Below are 12,995 nucleotides of genomic sequence, written 5' to 3' on the forward strand. Positions count from 1 at the left end.
TCACTATGCCAACCACTCTCCGCCCAGATTCAATTTTAGATTCAGCCCAGCACTCAAATTATATTGCTGAATTTAAACACAAAAACCAATACGAAGAACGTATTAATACGGTATGGCGTCGTGCAGAAACTGAATGCGTCGAAGAGTTATTGGCCCATAGTGAAATTTCTTCCGAGATGAGTGACAAGATTCAGGCGCTTGCCTTTGATCTCGCACATTCCTTACGTGAACGCAAAAGTTCCACTGGGAAAGCCGGTATTGTCCAAGGCTTATTGCAGGAATTTTCTTTATCTTCTCAGGAAGGCATTGCCCTGATGTGTCTGGCAGAAGCCTTACTGCGGATTCCGGACAAAGCCACACGTGACCTGCTGATCCGTGACAAAATCAATCAAGGTAACTGGAAAGAACATTTGGGCCAGAGCCAATTGATGTTTGTGAATGCAGCAGCCTGGGGACTGATGCTGACCGGCAAGCTGATGGAAACCCCACAGCAAAAAAGCCTGTCTAGCTTATTGACCGGTCTTTTGGCACGCAGTGGCCGCGGGATTATCCGTAAGGCTGTCGATGTTGCCATGCGCATGATGGGCGAGCAGTTTGTCACGGGTGAAACCATTGATGAAGCCCTGAAAAATGCCGAACCGTTGGAAGAAAAAGGCTTTCGCTATTCCTATGACATGCTGGGTGAAGCAGCACTGACCGATCCGGATGCTGAACGTTATTATCAGGATTATCAGCAAGCCATTCATGCCATTGGTCAATCTTCGCAGGATAAGGATGTTTATGACGGGCCTGGCATTTCTATCAAACTCTCTGCGCTGCACCCCCGTTATCAGCGTTCGCAAATGGATCGCGTGCATGATGAGCTCTATGCAAAAGTACTGAAACTCGCGGTCTTGGCCAAGCAATACAATATTGGTTTAAATATCGATGCTGAAGAAAGTGATCGCCTTGAGATTTCACTTGAACTGTTAGAACGCCTGTGTTTTGAACCACAATTACAGGACTGGAAAGGCATTGGCTTTGTGATTCAGGCCTATCAGAAACGCTGCTTCTATGTAGTGGATTACATCATTGATCTGGCGAAGCGCAGCCAGAAACGCTTGATGATTCGTCTGGTCAAAGGCGCATATTGGGACAGCGAAATCAAGAAAGCCCAAATTGATGGAATGTCAGATTATCCGGTATTTACTCGTAAGGTGCATACGGATCTGTCTTATATTGCTTGTGCGCGTAAGCTGTTGGCTGAACCGGATTATATCTACCCACAATTTGCCACTCACAATGCACAAACGGTAGCGACGATCTATCAGCTGGCACAACCTGAGCAGTATTATGCCGGCCAATATGAGTTCCAATGTCTGCATGGCATGGGCGAACCACTGTATGAAAATGTCGTGGGCGATCCATCGAAAAATAAACTCGGTGTACCATGCCGGATCTATGCGCCAGTCGGCAATCATGAAACCTTGCTGGCTTATCTGGTGCGCCGCTTACTGGAAAATGGTGCCAATACCTCCTTCGTCAATCGTATTGCTGACAAAACCTTGAAAATTGAAGATTTGATTGAAAATCCACAGCAAACCATTTTAAAGGCGTCAAAACAGGAAAGCGTATTGGGTGCCAAGCATCCGCATATTCCCTATCCGCAAGATCTTTATGCCGATGAACGATTGAACTCTTCAGGACTCGATTTGGCCAATGATGCTGAACTCAGTATTTTAAATGAAGTCGCATCCAGTCTGGCAAATACGCAATTTCAGTCAGCTGCTATGGGAACGGCATTTAGCAGCGTGGATACGCCCCATGCAGTTCCAGTGATCAATCCAGCACACCATCAGGATGTGGTCGGCACAGTCTATGAAGCAACTTCTGAACAGGCTGAAATTGCACTCACTCAAGCAGTTAATGCACAAAGTTTCTGGGCCAATCTGCCAAAAAATGAGCGTGCTGCCTGCCTGAATAAAGCCGCAGAACTGATGGAACAGCGTTTGCTTCCGCTCATGGTTCTTCTTTCTCGCGAAGCAGGTAAAACCTATGCCAATGCGATTGCCGAAGTACGTGAGGCGGTAGATTTCTTGCGTTACTATGCAGCTCAAGTTTTGGATCTCAGTGACAATGTACAGATCCAGCCTTTAGGTACTGTACTATGTATCAGTCCATGGAACTTCCCGCTGGCGATTTTTACCGGTCAGATTTCAGCAGCGCTGGTCGCTGGCAATACCGTGATTGCCAAACCGGCTGAACAAACACCGCTCATTGCAGCACAAGCCGTACAGATTTTATGGGAAGCCGGCATTCCGCAGGATGTGTTACAGCTATTGCCGGGCCGTGGTGAAACCATTGGTGCACAGCTCAGTGCAGATCCACGTATTCAGGGCATCATGTTTACCGGTTCCACCGAGGTCGCCCAAATTCTACAAAAAACCGTGGCAGAACGAATAAACCAGTTTGGAGAAAGCGTCACCCTGATTGCTGAAACTGGTGGTCAAAATGCCATGATTGTGGATTCATCTGCATTGACTGAACAGGTGGTGTTGGATGTTGTGAGCTCTGCCTATGACAGTGCCGGTCAGCGCTGTTCTGCCCTGCGTGTCCTCTGTGTTCAGGAAGATAATCTGGAGGCCGTACGCAGCATGCTCAAAGGTGCGATGCAACAGTTGCGCGTTGGCAATCCGGTCTTGCTGAAAACCGATATTGGTCCAGTGATTGATGCAGAAGCCCAGCAAAATATCCAAAAGCATATCGAGCAGATGCGCAGCAAAGGTCATACAGTTCATCAGTTGATGTTTAATCAGGACCAGACTGAATTAACTCCAGGAACATTCATTGCACCAACCCTGATTGAACTTCCAAATCTGGATGATCTGGAACGTGAAGTGTTTGGCCCGGTACTGCATCTGATCAGCTATAAATATGGCGAACTGGAACAGTTGTTAGATCAGATCAACAGCAAGGGTTATGGCCTGACCATGGGCTTGCACACGCGTATTGATGAAACCATGCAAACCGTGATTGCACGAGCGGAAGTCGGCAACCTGTATATCAACCGCAATATCGTTGGTGCGGTCGTGGGCGTCCAGCCTTTTGGTGGTGAAGGTCTGTCCGGCACCGGCCCGAAAGCGGGTGGCCCGTTGTATATCTATCGTTTAATGCATCAAGTATCCGAGAAAAAACTGGCTCAGCCTTATGCAGCTCAAGCTGAGCCAGCACTTGTTGAACATAAACTTGTTCAGGAGTTTAAAGCCTGGGTAGCTAAAACTTTCCCAACTTTATCTTTAAAAGCGCCTATGCAAATTGCGACTGGTCAAAGCTTTAGCCTGCAAGGCCCAACTGGCGAGGAAAATCAATACATGATCTTGCCACGTGAAAGCGTTCTCTCGTTAGCACATAGGGATCAAGACCAGATTCAGCAAATTCTGGCGATTTTATCGGTTGGCAGTCGTCCTGCGGTACTGGCAAACAATACTTTTATTCTGAAATATTTACCAACCATGCCAGCCGCGGTTAGCAAGCAATTTAAAGTGGTCCGGGATATTGAAACAGGTGTATTTGAGGCCGTCCTGCATCATGGTGACACTACTGAACTGATTGACTTGCAGAAACGCATTGCAACACGCCAAGGTCCAATTATTGGTATCACCCATTTAAGTTCGGGCAACTATGATATTCCGGTCGAGCGATTTGTGATTGAACGCGCGATCAGTATCAATACGGCGGCGGCAGGCGGCAATGCCAGCTTGATGACGATGGATAATCTCTAAATCAGTCCAATCATCTCAGCATTTTTAGCTTAAATCTTTCCTCTTTATGGCCAAACCTCTCTCCTCAGAAGGTTTGGTCTTTTTTATGCAGCTTTTAAAGCGGCTTGACTACAATAGGCTTAGGCAGATCGGCAATTTTTTGCTACCATTTGCGCTTTAAAATATTTGCGATTTCTTACTGCATATGACTTCATCTTATCAGCAACAACTTGAAGCCAAAATTGAACGCATCAGCGCTCAGTTTGCCGAATATCAACCACCTGCTTTAGAAGTATTCCAGTCTCCTGAAAAATATTTCCGCATGCGTGCTGAATTCCGGATCTGGCATACTGAAGATGATCTGTTTTATGCCATGTTCGAACGTGACGAGAACAACAATAAAAAAGTCATTCGTATTGATGAATTTCCAATTGCAGACCGCAGCATTAATGACTTGATGCCACAATTACTTGAAGCATTCAAGGCAGATGCCAATCTGGGTCATCGTCTATTTGAAGTCCATTTTCTGGCGACTTTAAGTGGCCAAGTCCTAGTTTCCCTGATTTATCACCGCAAGCTGGATGAAAGCTGGGAACCTGCAGCAAAAGCACTGGCGGAAAAACTGAATATTAAACTGATTGGCCGAAGCCGTGGCCAGAAATTCGTCCTGACTGATGAATATGTGGTGGAAGAACTGTCTGTTTTTGATCGTCACTATAAATATAAGCAGATCGAAAGCAGCTTCACCCAGCCCAATGCACAAGTTTGTCAAAAAATGCTGGAATGGGCATGTGATGCAGCGGAACAATCAGATAAAGATTTGCTGGAACTCTACTGTGGCAATGGGAACTTTACCCTGCCGCTTTCGACCAAATTCCGCCGTGTTTTGGCCACTGAATTAGCCAAATCTTCAGTTTATGCAGCTGAGTGGAATATTGAGCAGAACCAGATTGAAAATATTCAGGTTGCGCGTCTGTCTGCCGAAGAATTCACTCAAGCCTATAATGGCGAACGTGTTTTCCGTCGTTTGCAGGAAGCACAAATTGACATTTCGACTTATGATTTTGATACGGTATTTGTCGATCCACCGCGTGCTGGTATTGATGATGAAACGCTGAAACTGTTACAGCGTTTCCAGCGTATTATTTACATTTCTTGTAATCCAAATACCTTATATGACAATCTGAAACAGTTGTCTCAAACGCATAGAATCAGCAAGTTCGCCATGTTTGACCAGTTCCCGTATACACATCATGTTGAAACGGGTGTATTGTTGGAAAAAGTATAAAGAATTTGTTTCAATTTATTATATTGTTACAAAAATGGAGCTTTTTGAAGCTCCATTTTTTATACTATAAATCATGTATTTAATAATAAATATTGACTTGTACAGCAAGAAATATCGTTAGACCTTTAGGCTTCAATCGGAAATTTTCTAGCCTGACTGCTGCTTTTATCACATAGGTCCTATTGCTTTATTTATTTAATTGGCTATATTTCACTCTATGTTAGGTTGTTGTATGAAGGCTCTATGAGTTTTTGGCAAAAGTTGTTTTCTCATGAACAACACAATGAACACAAGAATCAAATTGCTTGTGTTGAAAATGATTGCTCTTGCAAGACAAATGAACAGCTTCTTGAAGCACTTTCTAAAGCTACTGATGAAGAAATCATCATCGGAATTAAAAAGGTTCTTGTATCTCGCGGCTATAGCCGCAAAGAACTGAATGAACTTCAGCACTTGCCATTGCAGTAATCGGCCAAGGTTACAGCCGTATAAAGAAAGCACTTGCGTAGTCAGGTGCTTTTTTTATGCTTGAAAGTTTAGTTTAAGGGTTTGGTCTTCTCTATTTCAGCATAGTTTATTAACTTCAACTTTAAAAGCTTCAGGGATCAGGCAGAAAATGTTGAATGACTTCCTTGATCCATGCTTGTGATTTTGCAGAAATTTTAGTACTTGCTTAGGCTATTTAAAACCTTTATCAGAAGAATATGTTCTAAATTCTGCTCTCTTCTAGCTCCTTTAAAACTTGGCTTAATAACTCTTCAATTCTGATCTGAAACTCAGGCAAGGCATCGATTAATTTAGCAAAACACAGTACACTTCCTATTAAACGACAATGCTTTTTTAAATGGCTTAATTCTGATATGCAACAGACTAAACGGTTTCCCATAGGCGCACATCTTATGGTTAAACATTTCGGTTATACCCATCATGGGATTTACGCCGGACGTGGTCGTGTCATTCATTATTCCGGCTTTGCGCATTTATTCAAGAAACGCCCGATTGAAATAACTTCTATTGAAAAATTCAGTCATGGCAAACCAATTCATATGCAACATTATGACTCGGCAAAATATAAAGGTCGTAAAGTGGTGCGCCGCATGCGGTCCAGAATGCATGAAAACAACTATCATCTGATTATTAATAATTGCGAACATTTGTGTACCTGGGCGATTACCGGTGTGGAAAGTAGCCCGCAAGTAATTTATATGATGAATCGCCTGACCACGATTGGTTATATCAGCTCGATGATGAGTTTTATGAACAGCATGTTCCTGACCCTGACCACGACCAGTTTCGCATTGGCGCTGTACATCAAGAAAAAACTCAGAGATAAAGCCAATCTGCGTTTGCAACAATACCGTGAATTGCAAGATCAGGCTAAAACCAAAGTGTCAGACCTGACCAATCTTAAACATCGTTAATTTAAAGCTCAGCCTGCCGATGATTTTTTGTGAGCAAGAAATTTTAAGTTCGTGTTTTACATTTTGATGATGTTGATAAGGAATCAAGTCAAATAGCCTTTTCTGGCTTGAATTGCCTCAGGTAGTGCTTTACCTAAAGAACTTAGGGTTTCCCGCTCGACCAGTCGCACAATTGAATCTAGCGGCAGATCGTTGTCCTGCAAGCCAAAGGGCTCTTCCAGTTCCGCACTGAGTTCATCCAGCCCGAGTAGCATATAGGCAATCAATCCAACCAGAATTGGTGTCCACAGGCCTAAATTTGCCTGCAAACTGAAAGGCAGGATAAAGCAAAAAGAATAAACCGCACGATGTAACAATACCGAATAAGAAAATGGTAATGGCGTGGACAAAATCCGGTCACAACCAGCCTGAATATCTCCCAAAGCCACAGTGTGCTGATTCAGGTTATTATAAATAATATCGCTGATCTTGCCCTGCTTATATTGCTGCACCAGCTCTTTTTGCATCTGTTCCAGCACCCATTGGGATGGATTGATTTGCATGGGCAATTGCTCAAATGACTTGGGTTCAAAACCGGCAGTGGCTTCATAAGCCTGAATACTGGGCGTTTGCTGTCTCAGCCGATCACGTAATAGATGGGTAAACAGCATCATGCGATATAGCAAAACTTCACGGATTTGATCATCTAGCACATGGCTGTCACGGCATAAATGACGCGTGGTTGCAATCAACGCACCCCAAAGCTTGCGCCCTTCCCACCAGCGATCATAGCAGGCCGTATTTCTAAAACTCAGAAAGATCGAAAGAATGACACCAAAAATGGTAAAGCCAATTGCCGGGACAGCAGGAAGGCTCACGAAATGCGCCTGACTCAAATACACTAGTAAAGCGGAAATAAAAACCACCAAAACCAATGCGGGCAGCACCTTGGGCAGAATCGTTCCCTGCCAGGCAAACAGTAAGCCCAAACTATTATTCTTATCACGCACAATCATGCAATTTTCCCTGCTGTATTGAAAAAGCCCAACCAGAGTTGGGCTTTTTACATTCTGACTTAAACCAGCTTATTTGCCTGGTTTAAAGCTGTCCTTAAGATCCAGAATACGGTTGAATACCGGTTTTTCGCTGGAATGATCATATTGATCAGCCACAAAATAGCCTTCACGCTCAAACTGGAAACGGTCTTCCGGTTGTGCTTGTGCCAAAGCAGGCTCAATCACGGCCTGAACTACCTTCAATGATTCAGGGTTCAGGTTTGCCAAGAAGTCATCGCCCACCTCAGGATCAGATTCAGTAAACAGACGGTCGTAAATACGCACTTCCGCAGGAACGCCTTTTGTCGCAGATACCCAGTGAATCACGCCTTTCACCTTACGACCTTCAGGATTTTTACCTAAAGTTTCAGGATCAATCGAACATTTCAGCTCAACCACTTCACCATTTTCATCTTTAATGACTTCGTCACATTTGATGACATAGGCATGACGTAAACGAACTTCACCTCCTGGAATCAGACGTTTAAAGCCTTTTGGTGGCTCTTCTTCAAAGTCTTTACGGTCAATATACAGCTCAGTCGTCAATGGAATAACGCGCTCGCCCATATCGACATTCGGATGACGTGAATGGGTCAGGTCCATATCGGCTGGCAAGTTGGTTAAAGTCACTTTTAATGGATTTAACACAGCCATACCACGAGCGGCAGTATTTTCCAGAGACTGGCGAATACAGTATTCCAGCATAGCTACATCGACAATACTTCCATCAACTTTCGATACACCGACACGTTGACAGAAATCACGTAGACCTTCAGGTGTGAAACCACGACGACGCATACCGACTACAGTTGGCATACGTGGGTCATCCCAGCCCTGAACATAGCTACCTTCCACCAGTTTACGTAATTTACGTTTCGAGGTGATGGTATAGTCCACATTCAAACGGCTCGATTCATACTGACGTGGCACGGATGGTGATTTAACTTTTGCCACTACCCAATCATAGAACGGACGATGATCCTGGAATTCCAGGGTACAGAGTGAATGCGTAATGCCTTCAATCGCATCAGACAATGGATGCGCATAGTCATACATTGGATAAATTTTCCATTTATCGCCAGTCTGATGGTGTTCAGAATGCAGGATACGATACAGAATCGGATCACGCATATGCACGTTCGGTGAAGTCATATCAATCTTGGCACGTAATACAGCCTGACCTTCTGCATATTCACCGCTGCGCATTTTCTCAAAACGCTCCAGGTTTTCTGCAACCGTTGCATCGCGTTGTGGCGAGTTCTTGCCTGGCTCAACGAAATTACCGCGGTTTAAACGGATCTCTTCAGGGCTTTGCAAATCCACATAGGCATCGCCCTGCTCAATCAGCTGAACTGCCCAGGTATAAAGTTGATCGAAATAGCTTGATGCATAACGCGGCTCGCCTTCCCATTGGAAACCCAGCCATTTCACATCATTGGCAATACCATCCACATATTCCTGCTCTTCGGCATCCGGGTTGGTATCGTCAAAACGCAGGTTACACACACCTTTAAATTCTTCAGCAATTCCGAAGTTCAAGCAAATTGCTTTCACATGGCCAATATGTAAATAGCCATTCGGCTCAGGCGGAAAACGCGTCACCACCTGTTGAGTACGACCAGCGGCTAAATCATCGGTAATGACCTGACGTACAAAGTCCAAGCCCGGTTGTTGTTCTTGCTGCTGCACTGAATCGACTGCATTGTTCTTTTGGGTCGGGTTCTCGGGCAGAGATGTCACAACATCATTTGGCTTCATGATCAATCATTCACTTCTAAAGTTAAAAAGGGATTAACGAATATTTAATCGCACAGGTTGTACGCATATTCATTATCAAAGTTCCTTAGTTTAACTAGAGGTGAATAATCTCTCAACCGCTAACTATGGTATTTGATTTCAATTCACCCATTTTAAAAAATGAAAATACGGCGAGTTGCCTGAAACTAAAATATCAGTGCTTGTACAAGCAGTAAAATCATTAATTTACGCCAATTCAAAATAGGGTACCTGATAGGGCAATATCTGAAATGCCTTGATAAATCAACGTATAAATAAGGTATTATTTTTATGCTTTTAACAAAGAAAATAATGTTTTTACTTGCCTTGTCGAATGTAGTTTGCTTATGCTTCACTCATTCAGAAAAAACCATGGCACTCGTCCATGATCAGGAGATTACACAATGAGTTTTCCTCAAGTCGAATTAAACACCAATAAAGGTCGTATTGTTCTAGAACTCAATGCTGAAAAAGCACCTAAAACCGTAGCTAACTTTTTAGAATACGTACGTGACGGTTTTTATGACGGCGTAATTTTCCACCGTGTTATTGATGGTTTCATGATCCAAGGCGGCGGCATGGATGAAAACTTCAAAGAAAAAGCAACACGTGATGCAATCGAAAACGAAGCAGACAACGGCTTGACCAATGACGAAGGTACGATTGCAATGGCGCGTACTCAGGCACCGCACTCTGCTTCTGCTCAGTTCTTCATTAACGTGAAAAACAACTCATTCCTTAACCACTCTGGCAAAACTGCTCAAGGTTGGGGTTATGCCGTATTTGGTAAAGTCGTTGAAGGTATGGACGTTGTGAACGAAATCAAAAACGTACGTACTGGCAACCGTGGCTACCACGCTGACGTTCCTCTAGAAAACGTAGTAATCGAATCTGCAAAAATCATTTCTGAATAAAAAACGTCCTCTCCGTTCTTTTATGAGTTTTAAAGCAACACTTTAAAACAGTGTAATGGAAAATCCCTCATATGAATGAGGGATCTAGAGAGGAATAAAAGGAAAAGATTCGTGACCTATCTGTTTATCTCAGATTTACATTTGTCACCTGATCACCCTCGACTTGTTCGGGGGTTTTTAGATTTATTAACTGAATATCAAAATCAAAATACCCAATTGTATATTCTGGGTGACTGGTTCAATGCCTGGATTGGTGATGACTATACCTCTCCATGGCTGGACGAAATTGTCACTGCATTAAAACAGTTTACTCAGGCTGGGAATCAAGTCTATTTTCAGGCCGGCAACCGGGATTTTGTCTTAGGAAGTAAATTTTTAGCTCGATTTGGCGGGCAGCTTCTTCCCGAAATCGATCAGCTAATCATTGCCGGAACACATTTTCGCCTGGAACATGGCGATGCCCTATGTACCGATGACGTCTCCTATCAGCGTTTTAAAAAGATTATTCGTCATCCCTGGCTACTTGGCTTCTTAAGAAAAACCCCTCTCTCATTTCGAACCAGACTAGCCAACCGCTTTCGTCAACAAAGCCATCAGGCACAACAGTTTAAAAGCTATGAAGTGATGGACGTCAACCCACATGCAGTTGAGCTGGCATTACAGGATGTAGATGTACTAATCCATGGTCATACGCATCGCGCAGCCATTCATCAGTTAGCCCAGAAAAGAAGAATTGTACTAGGCGACTGGAAAGAAGACAGTGCAGAGATTCTGGAAATTCAGGAAGATCAAAGTTTTGATACCCTGAAACTAAAAAAGTGGCGATATTAATCAGCCACTTTTTACGATATTGATCTGCTTAACACAGACGATAAAGCTGGTTTACCCCAGTATAGAAACTTTTACCATCGAGATTGAACTGAAATTCCTCACCCGTTGGCAATTGAATCATTTTACCGACCTCAACCCAGATAAAACCGTCCATTGTATTTTGCTTGCGCTTTAATGGAACCAGTTTCACGTTAATTTCATTGCCATCAGCGGCAGTGGCAATATGCCATTCATTGATTTTGATCAAAATATTTACTCACACGATATGAGCTTTTTGTGACTATATGGAGAGAGATTAATAACAACCTAGTTTACATAATAGTTCTATGGTTAGTAGATCTTATTTGAGTTCAAATACTTGAACTAAAAAGTACATCACAATCAGCTTAAAATAATAATAGAAGCAAGAACAGTACTTGCTTGAAGTGCAGCCAGTGTAAGCTATTTATCCAGCAAAAGCAAAATTACATTGTAATGACAATAGAATGGGATTTTTAAGAACTTTTTTCATGCTTTGTTAATTATTAGGCTTTTGATTTTTATGATCTAAAATTCATTTTAACGTTACTTCATTTCCGTTGATAAACAAAACCTGTCTTTAAATACCTTAAAATCAATATTAGAGACATGAAACTCAGCCCGAGGTACAGCAAGTTCCACTCTCCCGTCTTTTGATAATTTAGGATCAAGAGAATAGCATTTAAGGCTACAAACAGTACGTGAATCATAAAAAAGGCTTGTTGCACTCGTCTAGTTTTTTGCTGACGTTGGTTCTCTAAGATGTTCTGCTGTTCTTGTAAAAATTGTTCTGCATCTTGAAGGTTCATTATGATTTTCTTATGGCTGAATGAATAGCTCATCTAAAGAATTTCCGGTTAAAAATAAACTAAAAATCTAAGCAAGCTATTCATTCAGAATCTCTTGTTGATTAATAACCGCTAGTCGGATTAATCACATTGATATCCTTTTTATATTTCCCCAATAGATCACGCAAGGAATTCATCAAAATACTGGTATCTACGCCCACTGCTACAAACTCAGTGCCAAGTTCGATATATTTTTGCGTCACTTCATGCTGGGTTGACAGAATTCCTGCAGCTTTGCCTGCAGAACGAATCCGCTGGATTGCATCAATTACAGCTTTTTGTACTTCAGGATGATTCGGATCACCTTGATAACCCATAGTGGCAGATAGATCAACGGCGCCAATAAACACGCCATCAATCCCGTCGATCTGAAGAATAGCATCCAGATTTTCAAGTCCTGTGACCGATTCAATCTGGATTAATAAACAGATTTCTTCATGTGCCGTCTGATAATAATTTGGAATGCTGTTCCAGCGGGTGGCACGTGCCAGTGCAGCACCAACGCCACGAATTCCTTCAGGCGGATAACGGACTGCCCTGACCATGAGTTCGGCCTGTTCCACGGTTTCTACCATCGGAATCAACAGCGTTTGTGCACCGATATCAAGGAGTTGCTTGATCAGTTGTACGCTACCAATGGGTGGTCGTACTACTGCTTGCGAGGGATAAGCAGCAATACTTTGCAGTTGCGACAAAGTCGTTCTCAAATCACTGGGTGCATGCTCACCATCAATCAGCAGCCAGTCATAACCTGCATTTGCCGCAATCTCGGTTCCATAGGCATCTGCCAATCCATAAGCCGATTTGCTGCTGGGTTTTCAGTTTGTGTTTAAAGTAATTGGTCACTTGCATCCGCTAACCTATTTGCATGTTGCTGGCGATGCCTCTTATTAAACGCTTCTCGCTTAAAAGTGCCAATAGACAAAAACTGGATTTTAATCTGATTTAACTCTAAGTTTTGCTTGAATCCAGCTCAAGATCATCTCAAAACAGGCTTTTGTCAACGGCATTTTAAAATTGACCCCTTTTACCTTAAAAATGGCGAAGTAAAATTGACCCCTTTGATCTCGTATTAAGTTTCAACCTGCGGCTGAATCCCAATTCTTTTTTTATCCTTCAAACGAT

At 43.0% G+C, this 12,995-nt stretch carries 10 protein-coding genes; 6 read left to right on the forward strand and 4 right to left on the reverse strand.

The annotated features are described in order from the left end of the window. Positions 1-5: 5 nt before the first annotated feature. The 4 genes from putA (at position 6) to AC1P5O_RS05155 (ending at position 6,449) form a co-directional block, all read left to right on the forward strand. Positions 6-3,761, forward strand: a complete 3,756-nt coding sequence (putA, locus tag AC1P5O_RS05140; RefSeq protein ID WP_004646755.1) for a trifunctional transcriptional regulator/proline dehydrogenase/L-glutamate gamma-semialdehyde dehydrogenase — start codon at positions 6-8, stop codon at positions 3,759-3,761. 184 nt (positions 3,762-3,945) lie between these two features. After that, the gene (gene trmA, locus AC1P5O_RS05145; RefSeq protein WP_005263041.1) at positions 3,946-5,028 is read left to right on the forward strand and encodes a tRNA (uridine(54)-C5)-methyltransferase TrmA; all 1,083 of its coding nucleotides are present in this window, start codon (positions 3,946-3,948) and stop codon (positions 5,026-5,028) included. Positions 5,029-5,271: 243 nt separating this feature from the next. Then, a complete protein-coding gene (locus AC1P5O_RS05150) occupies positions 5,272-5,496 on the forward strand; it encodes a hypothetical protein (protein WP_004279838.1) in 225 nt (74 codons plus the stop codon). A gap of 392 nt (positions 5,497-5,888) precedes the next feature. Then, positions 5,889-6,449 (forward strand): lecithin retinol acyltransferase family protein, encoded by a 561-nt coding sequence (locus AC1P5O_RS05155; protein ID WP_026055785.1) that lies wholly within the window; start codon positions 5,889-5,891, stop codon positions 6,447-6,449. Between the two features lie 83 nt (positions 6,450-6,532). Here AC1P5O_RS05155 and AC1P5O_RS05160 read toward each other — a convergent pair whose 3' ends face one another. Further along, a complete protein-coding gene (locus AC1P5O_RS05160; RefSeq protein ID WP_004646751.1) occupies positions 6,533-7,444 on the reverse strand; it encodes a bestrophin family protein in 912 nt (303 codons plus the stop codon). Between the two features lie 69 nt (positions 7,445-7,513). Continuing rightward, entirely contained in the window at positions 7,514-9,172 is a 1,659-nt protein-coding gene (locus AC1P5O_RS05165) for a glutamine--tRNA ligase/YqeY domain fusion protein (RefSeq protein WP_499005810.1), read from the reverse strand. 491 nt (positions 9,173-9,663) lie between these two features. On the opposite strand from AC1P5O_RS05165, the gene AC1P5O_RS05170 reads away from it, so the two are divergent. Continuing rightward, on the forward strand, positions 9,664-10,173 hold the full coding sequence (locus AC1P5O_RS05170) for a peptidylprolyl isomerase (RefSeq protein ID WP_004279844.1): 510 nt from the start codon (positions 9,664-9,666) through the stop codon (positions 10,171-10,173). 111 nt (positions 10,174-10,284) lie between these two features. After that, the gene (locus AC1P5O_RS05175; RefSeq protein WP_004646748.1) at positions 10,285-11,004 is read left to right on the forward strand and encodes a UDP-2,3-diacylglucosamine diphosphatase; all 720 of its coding nucleotides are present in this window, start codon (positions 10,285-10,287) and stop codon (positions 11,002-11,004) included. 28 nt (positions 11,005-11,032) lie between these two features. Here AC1P5O_RS05175 and AC1P5O_RS05180 read toward each other — a convergent pair whose 3' ends face one another. Further along, complete coding sequence (locus AC1P5O_RS05180; RefSeq protein ID WP_004279847.1) at positions 11,033-11,251, reverse strand: hypothetical protein; 219 nt, start codon at positions 11,249-11,251, stop codon at positions 11,033-11,035. A gap of 681 nt (positions 11,252-11,932) precedes the next feature. Continuing rightward, on the reverse strand, positions 11,933-12,661 hold the full coding sequence (locus tag AC1P5O_RS05185; RefSeq protein WP_004646746.1) for an aldolase/citrate lyase family protein: 729 nt from the start codon (positions 12,659-12,661) through the stop codon (positions 11,933-11,935). Positions 12,662-12,995 lie beyond the last annotated feature (334 nt).

Source organism: Prolinoborus fasciculus (genome assembly GCF_056724605.1).